The organism is Campylobacter concisus (genome assembly GCF_050447485.1).
In the GTDB taxonomy this organism is placed as follows: domain Bacteria; phylum Campylobacterota; class Campylobacteria; order Campylobacterales; family Campylobacteraceae; genus Campylobacter_A; species Campylobacter_A concisus_BQ.
Genome location: NZ_JALMFY010000001.1, coordinates 230,879 through 254,453, shown reverse-complemented (window position 1 = coordinate 254,453; position 23,575 = coordinate 230,879). Strand labels below are relative to the sequence as shown.

The window sequence follows — 23,575 nt, the reverse complement described above, 5'->3', positions numbered from 1 at the left end:
CAAAAGGAAATTTATGACACTAAAACGCGTAATTATAACATCACTTTGTCTTTTTGCATTTTTCGGATGCGGTGACGACTCTAACAAAAAGAGCGAGCAAAACACTAGCGAACCAGCTGTGCAAAGTAAAAATTTAGAAGAAAATGCCAGCAAAGATGAAAATTTAAGCAAAGATACACTCACTCCAAAAATGAATGAGAGCGCACAAAGCGACGAAGTAAAAGAGATAAGTCTAAAACTGCTTAATGGCACAACTATGCAGATCACAAAAAGAAGCAACGGCTTTGACGTAAAAGATGGCAAAAAAGCGACACTTTACGTATTTTTCGCTACTTGGTGCCCACCATGCAAGGCTGAGATCCCATCTTTAAACAACCTAAGTGAGAAATTTAAAAATGAGCTAAACATCGTTGCTGTCTTGCTTGAAGACAAGAGCGAGGACGAAGTCAAAGAATTTGCACAAAAGTATAAGATCAAATACGACATCGCAGTTGGCGAGGGAAATTTCTTATTTGAAAAGGCGATGGGCGGCATCAAAGGACTCCCAGCATCTGCGCTTTTTAAAGCAAACGGTGACTATGCTCAAGGCTACATCGGTCTTGTGCCTGAAGAGATGCTTGAAACTGACATAAATAGGGCCATAAAATAATGCTTGAGTTTTTAAAAAGAGGCTTTGAAAAGACCTTTGGAGCGATAAGCTCGGCTAAGAAGTCAAACAAGATCGACAAAGAGAGCTTAGAGGAAATTTTACTAGAAGCTGACGTGGCTTACGAGATCGTAGAGGAGATTTTATACTATTTGCCGCCACAAGATGAAGTGAGCAGAGCCGATCTTAGACGCGTTATGAGTAGCTATTTTATCTACGAAAACGAGCGTGTGATCGAGCCTGACAAGCCATTTGTCGATCTCATCCTTGGTGTAAATGGCGCTGGCAAGACGACGACCATCGCAAAGCTTGCAAATTTATATAAAAATAATGGCAAAAGCGTCATTTTGGGCGCTTGCGATACATTTAGAGCTGGAGCGATCGAGCAGCTACGCCAATGGTCAATCAGGCTAAATGTGCCAATAGTAGCCACCCAGCAAGGCCACGACCCTTCAGCTGTGGCTTACGATACGATCAGCTCGGCCCTTGCAAAAGGGATCGACCGCGTCATCTTAGACACGGCTGGTAGGCTTCAAAACCAGACAAATTTAGCAAACGAGCTTGATAAGATCGTTCGTATCAGCAAAAAAGCCTACGAAAAGGCGCCTCACCGCAAGATCCTCATACTTGATGGCACGCAGGGCAACGCTGGTGTCGCTCAGGCAAAGGCATTTAACGAGATCGTCTCGCTTGATGGCGTCATCATCACAAAGCTTGATGGCACTGCAAAGGGCGGAGCGCTATTTGGCGTGGCAAGAGAGCTTGAGCTACCTATATTTTATATAGGCGTTGGCGAAAGCATGGATGATATCATCAAATTTAACCCAGACGAGTTTTTAGACGAGCTGATGGACGCCATTTTTGAGTAGGGTAAAATTTCTTAGTAAAATTTGCTTTTTTGCTGCCATTTTGGCGATTGATTTTCTTGCATTTACTCCAAAAAGTCCTGCGATCATCGAAAATTCGTGGGACAAAGCAAACCATTTTTTAGCTTTTTTCGTCCTTTATATACTGCTCTACCTTGGCTATGAGTTTAAAATTTTTAAAAATTTAGCCCTACTTTTAGCCTTTGGAGTGCAAATAGAGCTCGTTCAGGCTTTTTTACCAAATAGGAGCTTTAGCCTGCTTGACATCGTGGCTGACATGATCGGAGCGGCCTTTGGAGTGATAGTAGTTAAAATTTTAAAAAGGATATATTATGGCAAAAGCAAAGCCAGTTTTTGAGTGTCAAGCCTGCGGCAATCAACAGGCAAAGTGGCTGGGCAAATGCCCACAATGTGGGGCTTGGGATAGCTTTGTCGAGCTTAGCCAGCAAGAGATAAAGATAAGCAAAGAGATAGCAAAAAGCAGTAGCACGCCTAGCAAAGCCATAAGCATAGACGAAGTTGAAATTCAAAATTTCACGAGATTTAGCACCAAAGATAGCGAGCTAGACCTTGTTCTTGGTGGTGGCGTGGTCGAGGGCTCACTTGTGCTTATAGGCGGCAGTCCGGGCATTGGCAAATCAACCCTGCTTCTAAAAATCGGCTCAAATTTAGCAAAAGATGGCAAAAAAACACTCTATGTAAGCGGCGAAGAGAGCCAAAGTCAGATAAAAATGAGAGCTAACAGGCTAAATGCTGTGGATAAAAATTTATACCTGCTAACTGAAATTTGCCTAGAAGATATCCTGCTAGAAGTGCAAAAGAGCGACTACAAGGTGCTAGTCATTGACTCCATACAAACGCTTTATAGCCAAAATATAACCTCCGCTCCAGGCTCGATCACGCAGGTTCGCGAGATCACATTTGAGCTGATGAGGCTTGCAAAGAGCCAAAATATCTGCGTTTTCATCATCGGACACATAACCAAAGAGGGCTCTATCGCAGGGCCAAGAGTGCTTGAGCATATGGTCGATGTGGTGCTTTATTTTGAGGGTGATGCAAGCAGAGAGCTTAGAATTTTACGTGGGTTTAAAAACCGATTTGGCTCGACAAGCGAGGTTGGCATCTTTGAGATGAGCCAGCAAGGGCTCGTGAGCGCAAATGAGGTATCGAGTAAATTTTTCACACGTGGCGGGGCGATGAGTGGTAGCGCGATAACTATCATCATGGAAGGCTCAAGGGCGCTTAGCATAGAAATTCAGGCACTTGTTTGCGAAAGCGCCTATCCAAAGCGAAGCTCGACTGGCTTTGAGAAAAACCGCCTAGATATGCTGCTAGCCCTACTTGAGCGAAAACTTGAAATTCCACTTGGGCACTACGACGTCTTTATAAATGTTTCAGGTGGCGTTAAGATAAGCGAGACTGCTGCCGATCTAGCCGTCATCGCAGCGATAATCAGCAGCTTCAAAAACCGCCCTATCAGCAAGGACAGCGTCTTCATCGGCGAGCTAAGTCTAAACGGTGAGATAAGAGAAATTTTCAACCTCGATCAGCGTCTAAAAGAGGCAAAAACGCAGAAATTTAAAAACGCCATCATCCCAAACAAACCGCTTGACACGCAAGGTCTAAAGTGCTTTTACGCCAAAGATATCACGCAAGTGCTTGAGTGGATGTAAATTTACTCTGGAACAAATCATGCTTGCTTTTTTACAGATAATATCAAGGAGCAAGCCATGAATGATATTAGCATCTTAAGCACAAATGTAAATTCATATACTAAGCAACAGCACAAACAAGGCAGATCTTCAAATTTTAGTGATATTTTTAACGAAAAGACCAAAGAAAAGATTAGCGAGCCAAGCCAAGAGCCTGCTAAATTTACTTATGTCACTTCTTCTTCACAAAATAGCCTCATCTCTTTAAATTTCAGTGATCTTCAAGCTTATGGCTACACAGTAGACAAGGCAGGCTTTATGGGAGCTGACTTTAACAAAGCTGCAGGCTTGCCACAGGACTTTAAAATCCATAAAAGCACACTTGATGAGATAGTTAGATACAACAACAAAACATATCTCTTTACACAAGATAGAAGCAAGGTTGCCTTTGAAAAGATAGACGTAGCTGATACCACAAAACACTACTATAAACTTTTTAAAAGCATTGTAGGGGACGAGAAAGATAGATATAGCGAAGCTGATCTAGCAAATTTACCAAAAGGCTTTAGCATGGATACCAACCAAAAAACCTTTGGTAAAAATGCAAATTTCTTAAAAGATGTGAGCTTAATATCTGTTACAAATGTATATAAAACATTTGATCAAATTAACGATGCAAAAAGCGTTAGAGATGAGCTTAGAGGCTTTGGAGTAAGCCACGAGGTCTATGAGCTAAATTTTAGCAAAGAGCATCTTGACGCAAGAGCCAGTGATGAATATACATTTAACCCTGATATGTCGGTATATCAAGCAGATGACACTTATAGCAATGCTGGTGTGTTTGTGGGATTTTTAAAGAGCTTTAGCCCTATCGCTAGTGATAGTGGCGAGACAAAGCTTAGTGTGGAGGCAAGCTCTTACTCAAAGCTAATGAACGAGCAAAGCCTAGCTGATGATATAGTGCCTCTCTCAAGGCTTTTGAAAAATGAGAAGATGATTAAATTCATCTTAGAAGAGCTACTAAAAAGAAATTTACTCACTTCAAAAGATGGCAAAAGTGCTAGCGAGATAGTAGATAGTGTGCTAGCTCATGCCACAAAGCTTCAAAATGAGACAAGAGTTTAAATAGATAAATTTAAAAGGTGGCTATCTTCATTTATCAAGCCATCTTATTTAAAATTTGCTTCTTGTCTATCTTTTGCATAAGCTCTAAGACATCTATGCCTCTTTTTTCTTTGAAATTTAAAAGCTCTCTTGTATAGAGAAATTTTTGATCCTTGTTTATATCATAGGTCTCATACTTCTTCTTAACCTGCATAGGTTTAAATTTCTTCTCACTTTGCTCTTTAGCAAAATTTGCATTGTATTCTTGCTCTTCTTTGATTATCTGCTTTCTTTGTTCTTCGACATCCTTTGTTGCTTTTTCTCTTGCTTTGGCAAATAATGTTTTAAATTCATCTATGCTTAGGTCGGTTCTATCTAAAAGACTAAGCGACTCCTTGTTATTATTTGGATAAAGAGAAGACATGCTGTCCATAAATGCTCTTAGGTCAGCCTCCTCTTCTTTTGTGCCAAGACCTATTAGTTTGCCCATCATGGTTGGCTTGCCATCAACAGAGTTTTCCTTTAATATATCAGAATACATTATAAGGACTTGATCTTTTGCTTCTTCTAAAGTTTTTGGCTGTTTCATCGACATGGCGTTGCGATCTTGTTCGGTATTGTAACGCTTAGAAAGCATATTATCTATTTTACTTATCGTTTTTGCAACCCAATTATCTTCATTTTCGTCTATGTCAATAATCTCTTTTATGCTCTTTCCAACTGGACTATACCATAAAGCTTCTATTTTGGCCTTTTCATCATCTTTGGTATCTTTAGGTATATTTTCTTTTTGGATAGTGGTTTCTTGTATCGATGTATTGCTAAGTCCGTTTATGCTAGTCGTCATTTCAACTTCCCCTTACGCCGTCTTATCCACTTTAAGCTTTGCCACTTTTTCTAAAATCTCAAACATACTCTTGCCACTATCAAATTCACTCTTTATAAATTTATAAAGCTCCTTAAATCTCTCATCGGCTTCAAGCTTATAAGTTTGAGATTTTTTAGTAACTTGTATAGGTGTAAATTTCTTCTCTTTTTTATCTTCTTCGTTTTGTGTTTCAAGATCATTTACGGAATTTATGGTCTCTTTTGCTAGCTCTTCGTCAAGCTCTAAACCAAAGCGCTCCTTTAGTGCGAATTTAGCCCATTTGCCCTTGAACTCATCAACACTCATATCGCTATCAAGCAGTTCAGCTGTTTTGCTACCACCAAAAGCTATAAAAGAGAGGATTTTTTTATTTGCAAACTGGTCTATAAAATCATCAACACTGAGCTTTTTACTATTCAATGGATCTTTAAAAATCCCCTTTGGCTCAAACGCTGGATTTCTCTCAAGCCCCAAAGCGCCGCTATCATCTATAAATTTCTTTAGCTCATCTATCTCATCTTTTGAAAAAGAGTCGTCATAGCCCATTAGTTTGCCAAGTATGCTTACTCTTGCCTCTCCTTCGCCTTTTACAAAGCCAGTTAGTGAGTGATCGTATCTGTCGTATTCTCTTGCTCTTTCTTTATCATCTAGCCTTGCATACTTAGGAAATGTCATACCATGACCCATATCGTTACTAAGTATCTCGTTTATATCGTTAAATTTAAAGCCCATCTCTCTTGCTATGTTTTCTCTTGAGAGATAGTTAGGGGTTGAAAGGTTATTAGAAATTTGCATTTTACTATCCTTAGTTTTTATGATCACCAAAGCATTACATCAAATTTCGTCTTTTTTGTAAAAAAGTTTATATAAGTATTTATTTGCAAATTAGGCTTTATATCAAAAAAGTAGCTAAAAGTTAGAAAAAACAGATAAATTTCACACTATCATCACTGCAGCTACAGCAAACCCGCCGTCGTGAGTTATACTAAGGCTTGCTTCTTTGATATTAAAATTTGTATAAATTCTTGGGCTAAATTTTATCTTTGGTGCGTTTCTTGCGTCTTTGCTGAGCATAATGTCCAAAAAGCCACACTCTTTGCTGATGCCCACGCCAAGGGCCTTACTAGCTGCTTCTTTGGCTGCCCAAAATCCAGCCAAAGTCGCATCATTTTTTGCTAGCGCGATCTCATCATCGCTTAAAAATCTCTTTAAAAAAAGCTCGCCGTGACGAGCCTTTAGTCTTGAAATTCTATCTATCTTAACGATATCGATGCCTATCATTGCACCACGAAATCAGTAAAAAATATGTTTTTGATGTAGCCATCATTTAGCACTTCATTTAGCTTGCCGACAATCTCGTCTTTTAGCCTATCCTTACCCTTTGCAGTGCTTACTTCTTCGTAAGTTTTAGAAGAGAGCGTTCTTATGATGATATCTCTTAAAAGTGCCTTTTTCTTATCAAGCTCGGCAGTTAGTAGCTCGTCGCTTTGCTCTAAATCGATCTTAGTTTTAAGAAACCTTGATCCATTTTCACTAAGTAAATTTACGACGAACTGGTCAAGCGGATATATCGGTCCCATGTTCGAATAGTCGTTGCTACCGCGTTTTGCTTTGTTTTGAGCGGGTGCTGGTTGAGTTTGAGTCTGAGCTGGTGTTTGCGCCATATTTGCCTCTTTTGGCTCGTCAGAACTAAGCATCAAAAACGCCACTAGCCCTCCGATAACTAGCAATAAAACAAATATCGCGATGATGATTATCATCAAAGCGCCATTGCCACCTTTTTTTGCTTTTTTCTCTTCAACTTCTTCAGCCATCTTTCCTCCTTTAAGTTTTGGCTATAATTATACAAAAAATTCACAAAAATGAGAAAAGATGATACACAAAACCAATGCCGCTAGGCTTTTAGACAAGCTAAAAATAGAGTATGAGATACTTGAGTACGAAGTCGATCTAAACGATCTTTCAGCCGTTCACGTAGCAGCTGGCACCAAGCAAGATATAAGGCAAATTTATAAGACGATCGTCTGCCAGTGCGAGCCTAAAAATTTTGTCGTTGCTTGCTTGCAAGGCGATCTGGAGCTTGATCTAAAAGCACTTGCTCATGCATGCGGTGCCAAACGCTGCGAGCTTATAAATTTAAAAGATCTAGAGAAGATCACCGGCTACATCAGAGGCGGCTGCTCGCCACTTGCTATGAAAAAGCACTTTGCGACCTTCATCGATGAGCGAGCAAAAGAGCAAGAGTACGTGCTAGTAAGCGCTGGAGTAAGAGGCAAGCAGATAAAGATAGCTCCAAACGACCTTTTGAAGGCTTGTGAGGCTGGTTACGCTGATATCGCCAGGCTAGCTCTTTAAAAACTCTATAAATTTAAACTTCTCGCCTAAAAACTCAGGCGAGAGTAGAAATTTTGCCTGTTTTGCAGCGTTTTCGTAGGCTTGCTTGCTGCCTTTTTCAAGTACCAAAGATAAAATTTCATCCAAGCCAAAGTCGCAAACCAAAGCATCATTTTGTTTTTTAAATTTAAGCATCAAAAAGCCAGCCAGAGAGAAAGCCTCTTTTATCTGCTTAAAACAAAGGCTATAAGTTAGATCTGAGCTTTTAAAATATGGTGCAAGGTTTGAAATTTCAAATAAAGAAAAAACTTGATGATCTTTAAAAACCCTTAGACTAAATTCATTTTTTGGCTCAAATTCGCCGTAGTCAAAGCTTAAAAATCTAATTTTTTTAGCCGCATTTGCAAGCTGGAGCGCAAATTTAGCGTAGCTAGTTGAAATTTCACCCCTTTTTATGCCAAATTTCTTTGCTAAATTTATCAAATTTTGATCTGCCTTTTGCCAGTGAAATTTTAGTTCATCATCCACAAAAAGCATATTATCTGCATCTATCACCTCACAGCTAAATGCGTCAAGCAGCTCATTTGAGATGACAAAAATTTCATCAAACAAGCACTCGCCCAAATTTTCATAGTGCCCTACTCTAACCTCGTCACTAAAGCGATTTTTAAATGTCTCAAGCTGTTTTTTGCGTAAAATTTCATGAGGTTCTATGATAATAAACTCTAAATTTGGCAAAATTTCTGGCTCAAGCGTAAAGATGCCTTGCGCAAAATCAGCCAGCATATCGCCAGAGTTTGCGCCGATCTCCACGACCTTGCAAGAGCTAGAAATTTCTCCGTTTTTAAGTAGCTTTATAAAGTAGTTTGCAAGGCAGGCGCCAAAGAGGTAGCCAACGCTTACATTTGTGTAAAAGTCACCCTTTTTGCCGATATCCACGCCAAATTTATAGTAGTTTTCATTGACCCAGATATCAAAAAACTCGCTAAATTTCATAGATCAGGCAGCTTCCAGCCTCTATAAAAGGCAAACATCCTGACCGTTATGCCAGCAGCAAGCAAGAGCATCGTAAAAAATATGTTGGTAAGGCCTAGATGATATAGGATAAAGTAAGCAAGCCCCACGCCAAGGCTTATCGTGCCGTAAAGTCCGGTGCGCAGAAACCATGGAACTTCGTTTAGCAAGATATCTCTTAAGATACCGCCGCCAACGCCATTAAAAAAGGCGATCATCATGACGCCAAAGATGTTGTAGCTATACTCAATCGCAACCATCGCTCCAACGATAGAAAAGCAGATAACGTCGATAGCGTCGGCAAAGATAAAGACAAATTTCTTCTCCAAACCATCTCTTTTTATATGCAAATTTGTGATCCTGGATGCGACAAGCATAAAGATGACGACGCTTACTGGCATGTAGTGAGTAAATGAATAAACTGCTCTGCCAACGAGCATATCACGCACGATACCGCCTCCAAGTGCAGTCAAAAATGCAGATAAAAAGACGCCAAGCCAGTCACACTCTCTTTTTACTGCAAACAAAAAGCCACTAAGCGCAGCTGATGCGATACCGACGTATTCGACAAAAAGTATTAAGCTCATATTTTTTCCTTAAAAATGGGCATTTTATAATGAAATCTCATAAAATTTCATTAATAAATTTTTAAATAATAGTTTATTTTAGGCTATAATAACAAAAATTTTAAATAAGGAAATTTGATGAAAAAAATTCTAACTTTGCTCTTTTTGATCGGCTCATTTTTTGCGTTAAATTTAAACGCTGACGTGATCCAAAATCAAAAATTAAAAAATGCGATAAACATTTTAAATGCTTTTGGCACTAGAAATTTAAAACCAAATACCAAATTTACAGGCATTAAAGCCATCGCCATCATCCCAGACGTAACAAAAGCAGGCGCGATCATCACTGGCTCAAAAGGCAAAGGCGTATTTATCGCTAAAAACGACGATGGCGAGTGGTCAAGCCCGTTTTTTGTAAATTACACATCTGGCAGCGTCGGACTTCAGCTAGGATATAGCTCGGCTGATATGATCATCTTGTTTAAAAACTCTGAAGCCTACGCAAGCTTATTTAACGCAAAAGATACGATCAGCCTAAAAGCAGAAGCGACTGGTGGCGTTGGTAACGAAGTGGCGATAGCTAGTGATTTGCCTGAAATTTCAGCATTTGTCGAGGAGCGTGGCAAGACTAGTGGAGCTTTTGTTGGCGTTAGCTTAGACGTGGCAAGACTTAAGATAAACGCACAAGATACAAACGACTACTACGATAGAATGTATGACTTTGAAGATATCTACAACAACAGCCCAAAAGCTAGCAAATATACAATCAAATTTAAAGAGATAATCTCAAAATACTTTTTATAATAACCTCATATCTTGGCTCTTTTAGAAGAGTCAAGCTCTTTTTTACATTTTAAAGATTTTAGAAATTTTAGTTTATAAATTTAGCAAGATTATGGCTTAGCCTTTTGCTAAACCATAAATAGTGATACAAAGCGTTTTTTAGGGATCGGAGAAAATTGAGTCATATATTCAAACGCCTCTTCGTAGTCGCCGTCTGTATATTGCGCGACTTGCTCGATAAGCTCGTAAAGCTCTTCGTCATCCATCGAGTCAAAGCTGCCTCTATTTTCCAAAACCTCTAACAAAACGGCGTCTAATTCTAGCTCGTCGTAAGTCATTTCGTTCCTTAATTCTGATTTAAAAAATGCGAAACTATACCAAAAGAAGCTTATAAAATACTTTACTTAGAATTTGTAATAAATTTTATGCATTTTTTAGTAGAAAAGTTGTAAAATCTTTACATTCATTATCAATTTGATAGGGATTTTGTGGAAGACTTTGAACTATTTTACAAGCATTTTAACGAGTTTTTAAAAGCTTTTGGTCAAAAAGGCTCTGAGATAAAAGAGCAAATTTTGCGTGTGCTTTTTGCAAGCAAGTCACATCTAAATGCTCAAGAAATTTGTCAAAAAATTTATGAAACTTACAAAAATGAAATTTCAATGACTTCTATATATACCTTTTTAAATTTTCTTGAAGAGCACCATCTGGCAAATAGTTTTGAGCAAAATGGTGTTAAAAATTACGAGTTAAATTTAAAGTCCTCTCACGATCATCTGATCTGCGAAATTTGCGGAAAGGTGGTTGATTTTGAAGATGAGATGATAGAGCAAAGGCAGGAGCAAATTTGTAGCCAAAGTTCATTTAGCGCAGAGTCTCACAAGATGATACTATATGGAATTTGTAGTGATTGCCAAGCAAAAAATGGGATTTAAATTTATCATTTCATTTTACTTTTTGATAATGAAAGACAAAAAAATTTCAGATTGATTTAAGTTGCAGATTAGATAATACGCAGACAAAATAAAAGGATGAAAATGGATATAAAAACACAAACTTTAGCACAAGTTGCAAGCTATTTTTCGATGATAGCTCACACAAATGGCAGACTAAGAGTAAGGGTTAGCCCAAAGATAAAAGAGCTAAGTAGTAGCGTAAATTTAGCTAGTTTAGATGATATGATCGCTCAGATAAATGGCATAAAAAATGTTAAATTTAACAAGATAATCGGCTCTGTAACGATCGAATACGACCATGAAATTTTCCCTAAAAATCTCTGGGAGGATCTCTTAAAAGGGCAAAATTTAGAAGAAATTTCAGCTAAAGTAAATGAAGTAGCAAAAGAAGTAAAATATGCTTAATGAGCTTTTAAACGCCTCTTATACGAGCGAAAAAAACGCACTAAGGCTATATGAAAGCCTAGCTTCGTTTGGCGAAGTATTTGATCAAATCGCAAGCGTAAGAAAAAATGCAATCATCTTGATAGAGAAATTTGCAAGCGCGCATAAGTATGAGCTTGTTTGTGAAAATGAAGCTATCTTTTTGCCGGCAAAAAATAAAGAATATGCGCTGATAGAAGCGCTAAACTATGAAAATGAGCTAAACAAAATGTATGAAAAATTTTGTGAAAGCTTAGATGATGAGGAACTAAAAGATCTATTTTTTAGACTTTGGGCTACTTCAAATAACGAATACATCGACTCTTTAAAGCACTGCTTAAAAGAAATTTATAGCGGAGCTGGAGCAAAAAATGAGATAAATTTAAATGAAATTTCACAAAATTTTGAGCAAAATGGCATAACAAATATTTTAGAAAGCTATCAAAATGACTTTAATGAGATAACTAAAAGCTTGCAAAATATCGCAAGTGGTAAGGCTGATAAAAGCGAGTTGGCAAAGATCACAAACAACCCAAATTTCTCGTTTTTTAGCGGGCTTGCACTTGGGGCATTAGGCATTTCAGTAGTTAGCAAAAATTTAAATAAGGATGGAGAAGATGAATAATTTACAAAATCAAACAAAGAAAGGATTTAAAATGGCATTACCATTTTTAGCAGGTTTAGCAGTAGGCGGTTTAGCAGTAGTTGCTTGGAGTAAAAGAGACAAGATCAAAGAGTGCGCAAAAGACGGCCTAGATAAAGGCAAAGAGGCCGCAAAAGATCTTTACAAAAAAGGCAAAAATGTCGCAAAAGATGCAAAAGACTTCATGGTAAAAGAAGAGAAAAAAGCAAAACGTGGCGTTAAAAAAGTAGAAAAAGAGGCTGAAAAAGTGGTTAAAAAAACAAGAAAACCACGCGCTAAAAAGCCAGCAGCTCCAAAAGCTATCACACCAAACGATATAGCTTAAGGATAGAGAATGCAAGAAAATAATCTTTTTACGCTTTCAAATACAAGGCTTCCGTTTGATCACTTCATTAGCGGAGCCTTAATCGCTGGCATGGGTGCGGCTGCGCTTGGTTTTAATGACTATCTAAACAACAGAGCAACTAAAAAAGATGTCGCTAAGAAGATAGTAAAATACGCAGTAACTGGCGGTTTTGTAGGTGCTGTTGGCATTCACGCTTCAAATTTGATAGCACAAAAAAAATATTTAAACGCAGCAGCTTTCACAGCAGCTGGCATCGGCGGTCTTTTGATAGCTGAAGAACTAATAAAATTGGAGAGCAAATAATGAATAACCCTTATATCAATGAAGAAAACGCAAACGAAGTAGCAGCAAATGACGCAGCAGCAACTCAGCCAAGTGCAGTTGATAATGCGATAAACAATGCGGCTCAAAATTTACCATTTGTACCTGAAAATTTTAACGCAGCTGGCTTTGTAAAAGGCCTACTTTTGGGCGGCATAGCAGCTTATGTGCTAACTAATCCAAAAGCACAAGAGTGCGTATTTAAAGCGATCATCAAAGGTGGCGAGCTAATAAACGCTGGCATAGAAGAACTAAAAGAGCGTTTTGAAGATGTCAAAGCAGAACTTGACTCACAAAAATAAGGTCACTTTAGCTCACAAGAGCAAAAATAGAGCGAGGTTTATTTGCGAGAGCCTAAACGCTAGAAGCGATGTCAGCGCCATTGAGGCTGCGATCTCAGAGCGAACCGATGCAAAAAGCGTGCGTGTAAATAAATACGCAAAAAGCATCGTTGTCGAGTTTGATAAGAGCTATGAGAAAATTTTAGATTTTATAAAGAGCTATGATTTTCCAACCAAGCCAAAAGATGAGAGCCTGCCTAGCAAAGCAAATATCTACAAAGCTGCTGCTGCACTTGGTGTAACGCCATTTATGAGCAACAAAACTCTAAAATCAGCCGTAACTCTTTACGCCACAGCTCCAAATTTAATAGAAGGCGCAAAAGAGCTAAGGCATGAGGGCATCACCTCAAAGGTGCTTGAAGCAACAGCTATTGGCACTAGCCTTGCAATGGGCGATCATTTGGCTGCAAATAGCACAAATTTGATGATAAATATCGGCGAATACATGGAGGAGAGTGCTAGTCACAGAAGTGATGATCTCATCAAAGAGCTAGCCAAACCAAACATCGAAGAGGTCTGGGTTGAGCGAAATTTAAACGGTGAAAAGACGCTTGAAAAGGTAAAAACCGAAAATCTAAAAAAAGGCGACATCGTAGTCGTGGGAGCTGGCGAGACGATAGGCGTTGATGGCTACATCGTCGAGGGCAATGCTGACGTCAATCAAGTCTCAATGACTGGAGAAGCAGAACCCGTAGCAAAAGCTAGAGGCGACCGCGTCATAAGCGGCACTGTTGTCGATGAAGGCAGGATCAAAATTTGGGCTGAAAACGTAGGTAGCGACACCGCAACCGCAAGGATCAAAGAGTACATCCAAACTTCACTTAATGAAAAATCAGCCATCGGCGTAAAAGCTCTAAAACTAGCTGATAAACTTGTGCCAGTCACGCTCTCTCTTGCTGGGCTTTCGTATGTTATAAATAAAAATATGAACAGCGTTGCTAGCGTGCTTCAAGCCGACTACTCTTGCGCGCTTAAGCTTGCTACGCCAGTTGCGTTTAAGTCAAGCATCTCGAAAGCTGGCAGAAACGGCATCCTCATAAAAGGTGCAAAGGCGATCGAGGCTCTAAGCTCGGTTGATACCTTTGTCTTTGACAAAACCGGCACTCTAACTCATGGACGCCTAAGCGTGGTTGAAATTTACTCTTTTAAAGATGGATTTTCAGAGGCTGATATCTTAAATTTAACAGCAAGTGCCGAGGAGCACTACTTCCACCCAGTAGCTGAAGCGATAGTCGAGGCTGCAAACAAGCGTGGATTTAGCCATATTCACCACGACGAGGTCGAATTTATCGTGGCTCACGGTGTAAAAACTGCGATGCACGGCAAAGAGGTGATCATCGGCAGTAGGCACTTCTTAGAAGATGATGAGATGATAAGCTTTAAAGCTCACGAAACGCTCATAAATAAGGCTTTGCAAAGCGGTCTAACCTTGCTTTACGTGGGATACGACAAAGAGCTTGTTGGTGTGATAGCCATGAAAGATGATATGAGAGCAAACGCTAAAGATATGGTGGCAAAACTACGAAATCTTGGCGTAAAAGAGATAGTTATGCTAAGTGGCGACATCAAGAGCAAGGCTGAAGAGGTAGCGCGCGAGCTAGGGCTTGATAGAGTATATGCTGAGTGCTTACCAACGGACAAAGCAGCGATCATCGAAGAGCTAAAAAATGAAGGCAAAAAGGTCGCCTTTGTAGGTGATGGCATAAATGACGCGCCAAGTCTAACAAAAGCAAATGTTGGCATCAGCATGCACAAAGGTGCAGATATCGCTAAAGCAACGGCTGATATAAGCCTTTTAAAAGATGACATTATGAGCGTGGCGCTTGCAAAAGAGCTCGCAAATAAGACGATGAAGCTAATAAGCTCAAATTTCCGCTCAACCGTTGGCGTAAATACAGCCATACTAAGTGCCGCAACGCTTGGCATGCTAAATCCAATAGCAACTGCTATGCTTCACAATGGCACGACGATCTGGCTTCTGCTCAACTCAATGAAGGGCGTGAAGATCAAGTCAAAATAAATTTGAAAGGATAGATGGTGTTTGAGAATTTCTTAAACTTTTTAAACGGCAAAATGGATGTAGCCAACGACTTTTTATATGGATATTTTTTGGTTATCATCCTTGTAGCTTCAGGAATTTACTTTAGCTATCTTACCCGTTTTGTGCAGTTTAGGATGTTCTTTGAAGCTTGCAGAGTTCTGGTAGAAAAAAAGGATAAGTATAACAAGCACCATCTAACGCCATTTCAAGCGCTTATGATCTCAACTGCTTCACGCGTTGGTATCGGTAACATCGCTGGAATTTCAGCGGCTATCGTCGCAGGTGGTCCAGGGGCACTTTTTTGGATGTGTTTGATGGCGTTTTTAGGCTCAGCTTCAGCCTTTATTGAGAGTACTCTAGCTCAAATTTATAAGACCAAAGATGTTTTTGGCTTTAAAGGCGGTCCAGCTTACTACATCAAAAATGGGCTTGGCATAAAGTGGCTTGGCTCTTTGTTTGCTATCATCCTCATCATCACCTATGCTTACGGCTTTAACGGGCTTCAAAGCTACACCATGACCTCTGCCTTTGAAATTTACTACGATCAAGCAGGCAGCAACATCACCTTTGCGCAAAGTGGCTTGCCTATTGGCATCGGACTTATCCTTACAGCATTTACGGCTGTGATGTTTTTTAGCAAGAGTCACGTCATCGGCAAAGTTAGCTCATATATCGTGCCTTTCATGGCGCTTACTTACATCTTGCTAGCTATCATCGCGATCGTTTTAAATTTCAAAGAAATTCCAGCCGTTATCAAGATGATCATAGAAAGTGCATTTGATTTTAAAGCGATATTTGGTGGTTTTGCTGGAAGCGTGATCGTGATAGGCATAAAAAGAGGACTTTTCTCAAACGAAGCTGGCATGGGCTCAGCGCCAAATGCAGCGGCTGCGGCGCACACAAGCCACCCAGTCAAGCAAGGCCTAGTTCAGGCAATGGCGGTCTTTATCGATATGACGATATGTATCGCCTCTGGTATGATCGTGCTTTTTTCTCAGGCATATCTTACAAAACAAACTGGCGTAAGTGGCGAAGTGCTAACCGCCCTACCTCTCGTTCAAGCAGCGATGAAAGAGTATTTTGGCGACTTTGGACTACACTTTACGACCCTTGCAGTAGTGCTATTTGCCATCACTTCACTCATCGGCAACTACTACTACGCGCAGGCAAATATGAAATTTCTAACTAAGAGTAAAAATTTAACGCTAGCATTTAAGATCACAGCAGTGATTATGATATTTATAGGCGCTCAAATGAACTTAAAACTCGCTTGGAACATAGCTGATATCACGATGGCGGCCATGGCTACGATAAATATCATCGCCATTTTCTTATTATCAAAAGTGGTGATAATAGCGATAAAAGACTACGAAGCTCAAAGAAAAGCTGGTAAAAACCCAGAATTTGACCCAGAGAGTCTAGGCATCAAAAATACAAGCTGCTGGAGCAAAAACTAAAGGAGAAAATTTGGGAAAAGATATAAAGATAAGCGGCAAACTACTAGATCTAAACACTCATAGACAAGTAGCAAAGGTTGGCATGAGCGTCACTTTGGCATCTGTTTGCCTAAGTGCACTTTTTATGAAAAATAGATCTGTTAAAAAATTTCACGTAGTTTCTGGCATCGCATTTACATGCTTTGCGCTTTACCATGCTGGACTTTACGATAACGGCATCTTTAAAAAGATGATCGTAAAAGCAAAAACCGCTTCAAAAAAGGCATAAAATGAGACTAAGCGACGCTGAAATTTTAGACTACATCAATGAGGACCTACCCTATTTTGACTTCACAACGTCGCTTCAACATATCGATAAAAAAGCCTCACTTGAAATTTACTCGCGTGATGAAATTTGCGTAAGCTGTGTAGATGTGGCAGCGAGTGTGGCGAGGCTACTTGGGTGTGAGAGTGAAATTTTTGTCAAAAACTCTCAAATTTGCAAGGCTGGCGATGTGATCATAAAAATTTATGGCAGCTACGAAGATGTGCATAAGGCTTGGAAACTAGCCCAAGTCGCGCTAGAATACGCCAGCGCCATCGCAACCTACACAAACAAAATGGTAAAAGCTGCAAAAAGCGTCAATGAAAAATGCGAAGTCTTAGCAACCAGAAAGAGCTTTCCATTTGCAAAGAAATTTTGTGTAAAAGCCGTGCTTGAAGGTGGTGGCGGCATGCATAGACTTGGACTAAGTGATAGCGTTCTTTTCTTTAAAAATCACATAAAAGCCTACGCTAGTTTTGATGAATTTATCTCATATTTACCAGAGTTTAAAGCCAGAATGGTCGAGCGAAAAATCTGCGTAGAGGCTGAAATTTTAGAAGAAGCAAGCAAGCTTTTAAAGGCAAAATGTGACGTCGTGCAGTGTGACAAATTTAGCCCAGAGCTTATCAAAAACGTGCTAGCTTTAAGAGATGAAATTTCGCCAAATACCATGATCCTAGCAGCTGGCGGTGTAAATTTAGCAAATGCAAAAGAATTTGCAAATGCTGATGCGATAGTAACTTCTGCAATGTATTCAAAAGGCGTTGCTGACATCAGCGCAAGACTTGAAATTTTGTAAAATTTTACATATAAAAATACATATAATTTATATATCAAATAATAAATATCTCTAAATCTGCTAAGTATTTTAGTAAGCGTCTATCAAATTTTAAAATTTTATGAACGAGTAATTTCGGCTCTAAAATTTGAGCTAAGCGGTAAGCGAAGCCAAATTTTAGTTCTTAGGGGTGAGTGAAATTTTAAAATTTGCAAAGACAGCTTGATTAAATTTGTAAATTCTTTTTATTCAAAAGGGAGACAAGGGGACTCGAGTTACGAGGCCGTCCACTTATCCCCCCCCCCTTTTTTTTTAAAAATCCCCTAAACCCCTCGCACGTTCAAAGTGGTATGCAATCGTGCTGATGCACTGCATGCAGTTAAAAACTACGGCAAATTTTAAACTTCATGAACGAGTAATTTCGGCTCTAAAATTTGAGCTAAGCGATAAGTGAAGCCAAATTTTAGTAGTCAATTCTTAGGGGTGAGTGGGATTTTAAAATTTGCAAATACTAAAGGTATGAGCAGAAAAAAACCGAGATAAAATTTAAAGCAGCTATATAAAGAATTAAATTTAAAAAATATTAAACCCCAACCCAGCTTAAACCAGATTGGAGTTTATTAAATTCAGTAGTTTGCATTAAACAAATTTAAGTTTGTATATTAAGAAGCTAAAACCTCTTCTTCCTAACCTCTTCAACAATAGCTTTAGCCATCTCATCTACTTCAGATGTTACTTCATTTGCTTCATTAGCAATTACAACGTTTTCTTTTGTTAGGTGATCTATTTGAGCAACTGATTCATTTATCATATTTATGCCTTCGCTTTGCTCTCTTATAGATTCACTCATCTCATTTATTGATTGAGCTAATACATTTGTATTTGCTTCTATCTCACCTAGAGATTTTTGAGTACGTTCAGCTAGTTTTCTAACTTCATCAGCCACGACGGCAAATCCTCTGCCATGTTCTCCAGCTCTAGCTGCTTCTATTGCAGCATTAAGAGCTAGAAGGTTTGTTTGATCTGCTATATCTCTAATGATAGTTATGATGTTTTTAATTTCATCACTTTGTCTTATAACATCAGCTGTCTTTTGAGAGATGGCATTCATTGAGCTACTCATTTGCTCAACTGCTGCTGCGCTTTCTTGTAAGCTATTTGCTTGAGTATTTGCTGAGCTTGCTACTTTTGATACTGAGCTAGCTAGTAGTTTTGCTTTTTCTTCTAGGGTTTGGGCTTTAGCTAGGTTGTCACTTAACATTTTAGATATCTCAATACCTAGTGAGTTTATACCACTTGCTATCTTACCATCATCATCAAGTCTTTTTGTAAAGTCTTGGTTTTTATAGGTGTTTAGTAGATCAAGTACATCTTTGCCATTACTTGAGATTGCATTTTTAAGAGCAAGTTGTAGATCTTTAAATGTGCTTTTTAGTTGATTTAGAGCTGGGTTATTAGTGTCAGCTTCTAAGCTTGCTTCATAGTTGCCATCTTTTATCTCATTTACAAAGGTGTTGGCTTTTTGGATGAAGGTGTTCTCTTTTTCTTTAGCTGTTTGTATCTTTTGAATGTTGTCGTTGATGAGAGAGGACATGACGCAAATTTCGTCCTTGCCCTTTAGCTCCACAAGCTTTGCTGAGCTCTTTTCGTTGTTTAGATATAAGAAAAACTCACTTAGTCCATTTTTAACACTATCGATACCCGAGATGATATTTTTACCAACAACAAGCGAGATAAAGACGAGTGCTACAATAAAACAGGCAAGCATTATAGCCATAAATAGCACAAGGTTGCTGGCCTTATCTTTGTCGTGTGTGGCTAGCTCTTTCATATCATTTAGCAAGTAAAGCTCGTAGTTTCTGAGGCTATCGATCAAATTTGTGATAGTTTTAAACCAGCTAGCCGCCTCTATCTTTCTGGCTGTCTCTTCTGGAGTAGCGATAGCGTCTTTGATAATCTCATCTATTTGCTTAAATTCGTTGCTTTGCAATATATCTTTTTGCAGGCTGTCTGCGTATTTGCCGCTATTAAATTTGACATAGTCGTTTAAAAGCTTTTTGATGTTTGCGTCGTGAGAGATCAAATTTACATATGTGTTTTTGTCGATCTCATCTTTGATAAAGGCGACGTTCATTATCGCTCTTGTGATGCCGTAGTACTCTTTGATCTTTGAAATGCTAAAAATCCTAGCCACATCATCTTTTATAGCTGGCTTGGCGTCTTTTGAGAGAGAATTTAAAAAGACAAGCGTGTTTTCTATCATACTGCTATATTCGCCAAGGAGGTTAAATTTCTCTTTTTTATCGACCTTTGTCCTTATGTCACTAAGTACTCTTAACACCTCATCTTTGTTTGAGAGCTCTTTCACTATCCCATCGACCTTAGCTCTTTGCTCTTTTAAATTTTTCTCAGAGTCTTTGCCGTTTGCTATGAAAGCTGCGCTATAACCGCGCTCTTTTTGAAGCTCATGGATAAATTCGCCCTGCTTTATGATATCTTCGCTCATTGAAAGGTTTGAAATAGCTTCACTTCTGCTGTTTAAAACGCCTTTTAAAATGTAAACGCTAGTCACGCTTAGACAAAGCAAACTCACAAAAACGATGAGTAATATTTTAGATTTTATACTTAGATTATTCATTTTATTTTTCTATCCCTCGATCAAAAACCACTATCCAGTGGCATTTTTTGGTATTTTGGGGCGGATTGTATAATTTTTATTATTAAATAAAACTTGAAACCAGAAATTACCTTTAAGCAATATTTAATAAATTTTGGCTTGCAAATGACGTATTTTAGGGATTTTGTATAATTATTAATTACAAATAAATAATAAAAATTAATCAAAATTATTTAATTTTTTTCATAAATTTGTCAAATTTTATATAAAAAGCAGGAGATCGCTCCCCTGCTTTGAAATTATTTAGAAAATTTTGGCTCAGAAAACGCTGTAAGTTTTGGTGATTCATCGCCTTGATATTTTCTGATATTTACAAGAGCTGTGTGGCTGATGTTGCCGTTTGCTAGCTTACTTGTTGGGATATCTATGGTTAGCACGTTTGCAGAGCCGTTTTTGCAGATGCCGCTGTCAAAGCCGTCATACCAAGCGCCCTCAGCTAGTTTTACAACGCCCTCTTTGATGTTTTTAGTCACATAAGCACCAGCTAGTACCTCGCCACGAGCGTTAAATACACACACCAAATCACCTGTTTTTACGCCAAGCTCTTTTGCGTCATTTTCATTTATCCACACTGGCTCGCGGTTAGCGATAGCATACTTCTCACGAAGTGAAGTTTGGCTTAGCTGTGAGTGCAAGCGGTCAGTTGGGTGAGAGCTTATCATGTGGTATTTTGCTGGTTTATCTTTCATGCCTAGCCACTCGATCGGCTCAAACCAAGTTGGGTGCGCCTTGCAGTCATCATAGCCCATTTTTTCAATCGTATCTGAGTAAATTTCGATAAGACCGCTAGGTGTTCCAAGAGCGTTTAGCACAGGATCTTCTCTAAATTCGCCAAGTCTTACCCAATTATCACTATCTTGAGATGAGGCAAATGTGACTGGTTTGTTTTCATTCCAAAACTCTTCAAATGGCTTCATGTCGCTTGCAAGCTCAGGGACGGCCTTTACTTGAGCGTAGGCTGCGTCATAAAATTCTTTGATCCAGTCAAACTCGTCTTTGCCGTTATCTGTGTAGGCGATGGCTAAATTTTTAGCATAAGCCTTGCAAAGATCGGTGAAAATTTGATAGTCATCTTTTGCTTCGCGGTATTTTTCAACGACTTGTTTCATCGGCACGATGTTCATGTTTGAGTAGTCGCCAGTCATGGTGATATCGTTTCTCTCATACTCTGTGGTGACTGGAAAGACAATATCAGCCATCTTTGCTGTCGGTGTCCAGTAAGCTTCATGAACGACAACCGTTCTTGGCTTTCTCCACGCTTTTAAATTTGTATTAGTATCTTGGTGGTGAACTAGCGGGTTGCCGCCGACCCAGTAGATAAAGTCGATGTCTGGGTAGGTGATCTTTTTACCGTCGTGATCTATCACTTTGCCAGGGTGAAGCAACGCATCAGCGATACGAGCTACTGGAAAAGCGTAGTTGGTTGCTTTTTGTAGCCAGCTTTGACCTGTGCCTGCTACTGCGGCTGCTTTTGCGACGAAGCGACCGTGTTTGTCAAATTCGCCTGTATCAGTGCCGATAAACTCGCCTTTTTCGTTAAATTTACCCACGCTTGCGCTATTTACGCCGCCGATGACTGCGCCTTTGCATGTTGGTGCGCCGCCGTTTGAGTAGTGGTAGCTTAAGCCAAAGCCTCCACCAGGAAGTCCGATCTGACCGATCATAGAAGCTAGTGTTACCATCGCCCAGTGTGGTTGCTCGCCGTGGTGAGCGCGCTGCATACCCCAACCACTCATTAGCATCGTGCGGTTGCTTACAAATGTATCAGCTAGCTCTTTTAAAGTATCTTTGTCGATACCACAAATTTTGCTCGCCCACTCTAAATTTTTAGGAGTGTTGTCTGTCTTGCCAAGTAGATATGGGAGGAATTTATCAAAGCCATAAGTGTAGTTTTCGATAAATTCTTTATCGTATTTGCCACTTTCATATAGGTAGTGCATCATGCCTAGCATCATCGCTGTATCGGTGTTTGGCACTGGAGCGATCCACTGAGCTTTGTCGAAGTATTGCGCTGTTTCAGATCTGATAGGATCGATCACGATCACTTTGATATCTTTTTTGTTTTTTAGCTCTTCAAAATATTTAAAGCCTTGTTCATCAGTCGCTGTCCAAGCTATGCGAAGAGTAGCTAGTGGGTTTGCGCCCCAGATGACTACGACTTTTGAGTTTTCAAGCACTACTGGCCAGCTAGTTTGCTGCTCATAGACCTCGATACTACCTACAACGTGAGGCATGATGATCTGGCTAGCGCCTGTTGAGTAGTCGCCTAGCGAACCAACAAAGCCGCCACTAAGATTCATAAATCTATGAAGTAAAATTCTTGAGTTATGCACATTGCCGCTTGATTTCCAGCCGTAGCTACCTGCAAAAACGCTTTGTAAGCCTTTTTGCGCTCTTGTCTTTTTAAGCTCTCTTGCAACTAGCTTGATCGCCTCTTCGTAAGGCACCTCGACCCACTCATCGATGCCGCGAAGCTCTGGTTTTGGGCTGTCTGGGTTTTGCAAGTAGCTCTTTCTTACCATTGTGTGCTTGATACGACTTTTGTAGATCATATCTGGTGTGTAGTGCTGAAGTGGATTGTAAATTTCACTTGTCTTTTGGATAGGCTCTGACTTTACAGCGATGCCGTTTTTAGTTGTCACTTTTAGCATGCCCCAGTGAGCGGCCGTAATGACTTCGCTATCTCTTAAAACACTCTTTTTTACGCCATCAGCAAATAAATTTGATGCTGTTACGCTTGAAAGCAAAGGTGTCGCTGCAAGTGCTGTTGCACCTTTTTTTAGAAAATCTCGTCTGTTCTCGTTCATTTTTTCTCCTTATTTGCCTAAATTTACGTCAGATGAGTGTTTTTGTAGGTACTCGATAACTAGCCACTCGTCTTTTTTCTCTATTGCGGTTCTGCCGATCATTGATTTTAGAAGTGACGGCCATTGATTTGCGTTAAAGTGCGTAGTTTGAGGCAACGCATGGCAAACGCCACAGCTCTCTTTATACATCTTATCAGCTTTTGCAAACATCGCATTTACATCTGTGCTAAAGCCATCTTTTTGAACGAAAACTGTCGTTTCTACCTCGTTCCATTTGCCGTTTTTGCCCTCTTTTATCACTTTGATATCAAAAGGTGCAGTTTTTGCAAATGCTACTGAGATGATCCTCGCGCCATCAGCAAAATAAACTACGTTGCTAACGGCTGGGTTTTGATAGCCTTTTACTTTGATCTGCGCTCTGTCGCCGCTTGTTTGCAAAATTTCAACTGCGTTGGTTGGTAGCAGCCTGCCTATGCTCTTAGCTGAGTTTGCGTCAGCATATACGTCCTTTACGACATCTGTGTAGTTCATACCTGCACCAAATGCAGCACAAGCTACGATGGCTGATAGAATAATTTTTTTCATATTTCTCCCTTCAAAATGAAATTGTCAAATTCTAGGGGCTTTTTAATTAATTACAAATTAAAA

General features: G+C 39.4%; 27 protein-coding genes. 17 read left to right on the top strand and 10 right to left on the bottom strand.

The genetic code is table 11. The features are described 5' to 3' along the window. The first annotated feature begins 13 nt into the window (after nucleotides 1-13). Genes MTT29_RS01355 through MTT29_RS01335 form a run of 5 tightly spaced genes read left to right on the top strand, consistent with a single transcriptional unit; the run spans nucleotide 14 to nucleotide 4,289 of the window. Nucleotides 14-649, top strand: a complete 636-nt coding sequence (locus MTT29_RS01355) for a TlpA family protein disulfide reductase (RefSeq protein WP_103615734.1) — start codon at nucleotides 14-16, stop codon at nucleotides 647-649. Next, nucleotides 649-1,515 carry a signal recognition particle-docking protein FtsY gene (gene ftsY / locus MTT29_RS01350; protein WP_429799536.1) on the top strand — a complete coding sequence of 289 codons (867 nt, stop codon included), beginning with the start codon at nucleotides 649-651 and terminating at the stop codon, nucleotides 1,513-1,515. Before MTT29_RS01355 ends, ftsY begins: the two co-directional genes overlap by 1 nt. Next, nucleotides 1,508-1,870, top strand: a complete 363-nt coding sequence (locus MTT29_RS01345; protein ID WP_429799535.1) for a VanZ family protein — start codon at nucleotides 1,508-1,510, stop codon at nucleotides 1,868-1,870. The genes ftsY and MTT29_RS01345 overlap by 8 nt, the downstream gene beginning before the upstream one ends. Then, nucleotides 1,845-3,185, top strand: a complete 1,341-nt coding sequence (gene radA, locus MTT29_RS01340; protein ID WP_429799534.1) for a DNA repair protein RadA — start codon at nucleotides 1,845-1,847, stop codon at nucleotides 3,183-3,185. Before MTT29_RS01345 ends, radA begins: the two co-directional genes overlap by 26 nt. Before the next feature lie 57 nt (nucleotides 3,186-3,242). Next, nucleotides 3,243-4,289, top strand: coding sequence for a Cj0814 family flagellar-dependent secreted protein (locus MTT29_RS01335; protein ID WP_429799533.1), 1,047 nt, complete (start codon nucleotides 3,243-3,245; stop codon nucleotides 4,287-4,289). Between the two features lie 34 nt (nucleotides 4,290-4,323). Here MTT29_RS01335 and MTT29_RS01330 read toward each other — a convergent pair whose 3' ends face one another. From MTT29_RS01330 to fliL, 4 genes are all read right to left on the bottom strand, one after another. Beyond that, entirely contained in the window at nucleotides 4,324-5,115 is a 792-nt protein-coding gene (locus MTT29_RS01330) for a cell surface protein (RefSeq protein WP_429799532.1), read from the bottom strand. Nucleotides 5,116-5,127: 12 nt separating this feature from the next. Further along, on the bottom strand, nucleotides 5,128-5,931 hold the full coding sequence (locus MTT29_RS01325; protein ID WP_429799531.1) for a hypothetical protein: 804 nt from the start codon (nucleotides 5,929-5,931) through the stop codon (nucleotides 5,128-5,130). A gap of 141 nt (nucleotides 5,932-6,072) precedes the next feature. After that, a complete protein-coding gene (acpS, locus tag MTT29_RS01320) occupies nucleotides 6,073-6,417 on the bottom strand; it encodes a holo-ACP synthase (RefSeq protein ID WP_103558468.1) in 345 nt (114 codons plus the stop codon). Next, on the bottom strand, nucleotides 6,414-6,950 hold the full coding sequence (gene fliL, locus MTT29_RS01315; protein ID WP_429799530.1) for a flagellar basal body-associated protein FliL: 537 nt from the start codon (nucleotides 6,948-6,950) through the stop codon (nucleotides 6,414-6,416). Before fliL ends, acpS begins: the two co-directional genes overlap by 4 nt. 58 nt (nucleotides 6,951-7,008) lie before the next feature. Here fliL and ybaK point away from each other — a divergent pair, with 58 nt between their 5' ends. After that, nucleotides 7,009-7,491 (top strand): Cys-tRNA(Pro) deacylase, encoded by a 483-nt coding sequence (ybaK, locus tag MTT29_RS01310; protein WP_429799529.1) that lies wholly within the window; start codon nucleotides 7,009-7,011, stop codon nucleotides 7,489-7,491. Here ybaK and MTT29_RS01305 read toward each other — a convergent pair. Beyond that, nucleotides 7,480-8,466: an SAM-dependent methyltransferase gene (locus MTT29_RS01305; RefSeq protein ID WP_429799528.1), complete on the bottom strand. Its 987-nt coding sequence runs from the start codon at nucleotides 8,464-8,466 to the stop codon at nucleotides 7,480-7,482. The genes ybaK and MTT29_RS01305 overlap by 12 nt on opposite strands. Further along, on the bottom strand, nucleotides 8,463-9,071 hold the full coding sequence (locus tag MTT29_RS01300; protein ID WP_021088495.1) for a trimeric intracellular cation channel family protein: 609 nt from the start codon (nucleotides 9,069-9,071) through the stop codon (nucleotides 8,463-8,465). The genes MTT29_RS01305 and MTT29_RS01300 overlap by 4 nt, the downstream gene beginning before the upstream one ends. A 117-nt stretch (nucleotides 9,072-9,188) precedes the next feature. On the opposite strand from MTT29_RS01300, the gene MTT29_RS01295 reads away from it, so the two are divergent. After that, nucleotides 9,189-9,854, top strand: coding sequence for a lipid-binding SYLF domain-containing protein (locus tag MTT29_RS01295; protein ID WP_429799527.1), 666 nt, complete (start codon nucleotides 9,189-9,191; stop codon nucleotides 9,852-9,854). Between the two features lie 107 nt (nucleotides 9,855-9,961). On the opposite strand, the gene MTT29_RS01290 is transcribed toward MTT29_RS01295, so the two are convergent. Continuing rightward, nucleotides 9,962-10,171, bottom strand: coding sequence for a hypothetical protein (locus tag MTT29_RS01290; protein WP_002942234.1), 210 nt, complete (start codon nucleotides 10,169-10,171; stop codon nucleotides 9,962-9,964). A 150-nt stretch (nucleotides 10,172-10,321) separates the two neighbouring features. On the opposite strand from MTT29_RS01290, the gene MTT29_RS01285 reads away from it, so the two are divergent. The 10 genes from MTT29_RS01285 (at nucleotide 10,322) to modD (ending at nucleotide 17,464) form a co-directional block, all read left to right on the top strand. Beyond that, on the top strand, nucleotides 10,322-10,768 hold the full coding sequence (locus tag MTT29_RS01285; protein ID WP_429799526.1) for a Fur family transcriptional regulator: 447 nt from the start codon (nucleotides 10,322-10,324) through the stop codon (nucleotides 10,766-10,768). A gap of 102 nt (nucleotides 10,769-10,870) precedes the next feature. Beyond that, a complete protein-coding gene (locus MTT29_RS01280; protein ID WP_021088492.1) occupies nucleotides 10,871-11,194 on the top strand; it encodes an HMA2 domain-containing protein in 324 nt (107 codons plus the stop codon). Continuing rightward, nucleotides 11,187-11,837 (top strand): ferritin-like domain-containing protein, encoded by a 651-nt coding sequence (locus tag MTT29_RS01275; RefSeq protein WP_429799525.1) that lies wholly within the window; start codon nucleotides 11,187-11,189, stop codon nucleotides 11,835-11,837. Before MTT29_RS01280 ends, MTT29_RS01275 begins: the two co-directional genes overlap by 8 nt. 31 nt (nucleotides 11,838-11,868) lie before the next feature. Beyond that, the gene (locus MTT29_RS01270; protein WP_035142523.1) at nucleotides 11,869-12,180 is read left to right on the top strand and encodes a hypothetical protein; all 312 of its coding nucleotides are present in this window, start codon (nucleotides 11,869-11,871) and stop codon (nucleotides 12,178-12,180) included. Between the two features lie 9 nt (nucleotides 12,181-12,189). After that, nucleotides 12,190-12,504 (top strand): hypothetical protein, encoded by a 315-nt coding sequence (locus tag MTT29_RS01265; protein WP_012001863.1) that lies wholly within the window; start codon nucleotides 12,190-12,192, stop codon nucleotides 12,502-12,504. Then, complete coding sequence (locus tag MTT29_RS01260; RefSeq protein WP_012001864.1) at nucleotides 12,504-12,824, top strand: hypothetical protein; 321 nt, start codon at nucleotides 12,504-12,506, stop codon at nucleotides 12,822-12,824. Before MTT29_RS01265 ends, MTT29_RS01260 begins: the two co-directional genes overlap by 1 nt. Continuing rightward, the gene (locus MTT29_RS01255; RefSeq protein WP_429799524.1) at nucleotides 12,793-14,883 is read left to right on the top strand and encodes a heavy metal translocating P-type ATPase; all 2,091 of its coding nucleotides are present in this window, start codon (nucleotides 12,793-12,795) and stop codon (nucleotides 14,881-14,883) included. Before MTT29_RS01260 ends, MTT29_RS01255 begins: the two co-directional genes overlap by 32 nt. Nucleotides 14,884-14,897: 14 nt before the next feature. After that, nucleotides 14,898-16,361 carry an alanine/glycine:cation symporter family protein gene (locus MTT29_RS01250; protein ID WP_416202989.1) on the top strand — a complete coding sequence of 488 codons (1,464 nt, stop codon included), beginning with the start codon at nucleotides 14,898-14,900 and terminating at the stop codon, nucleotides 16,359-16,361. Between the two features lie 10 nt (nucleotides 16,362-16,371). After that, nucleotides 16,372-16,629, top strand: a complete 258-nt coding sequence (locus MTT29_RS01245; RefSeq protein WP_021088499.1) for a hypothetical protein — start codon at nucleotides 16,372-16,374, stop codon at nucleotides 16,627-16,629. 1 nt (nucleotide 16,630) lies between these two features. Next, nucleotides 16,631-17,464 (top strand): ModD protein, encoded by an 834-nt coding sequence (gene modD / locus MTT29_RS01240; RefSeq protein WP_429799523.1) that lies wholly within the window; start codon nucleotides 16,631-16,633, stop codon nucleotides 17,462-17,464. Nucleotides 17,465-18,113: 649 nt separating this feature from the next. On the opposite strand, the gene MTT29_RS01235 is transcribed toward modD, so the two are convergent. The 3 genes from MTT29_RS01235 to MTT29_RS01225 form a co-directional block, all read right to left on the bottom strand. After that, a complete protein-coding gene (locus MTT29_RS01235; RefSeq protein ID WP_429799522.1) occupies nucleotides 18,114-20,081 on the bottom strand; it encodes a methyl-accepting chemotaxis protein in 1,968 nt (655 codons plus the stop codon). A 278-nt stretch (nucleotides 20,082-20,359) separates the two neighbouring features. After that, on the bottom strand, nucleotides 20,360-22,927 hold the full coding sequence (locus tag MTT29_RS01230; protein WP_429799521.1) for a molybdopterin-dependent oxidoreductase: 2,568 nt from the start codon (nucleotides 22,925-22,927) through the stop codon (nucleotides 20,360-20,362). Between the two features lie 9 nt (nucleotides 22,928-22,936). Further along, nucleotides 22,937-23,512: a cytochrome c gene (locus MTT29_RS01225; protein ID WP_002942837.1), complete on the bottom strand. Its 576-nt coding sequence runs from the start codon at nucleotides 23,510-23,512 to the stop codon at nucleotides 22,937-22,939. Nucleotides 23,513-23,575: the final 63 nt, after the last annotated feature.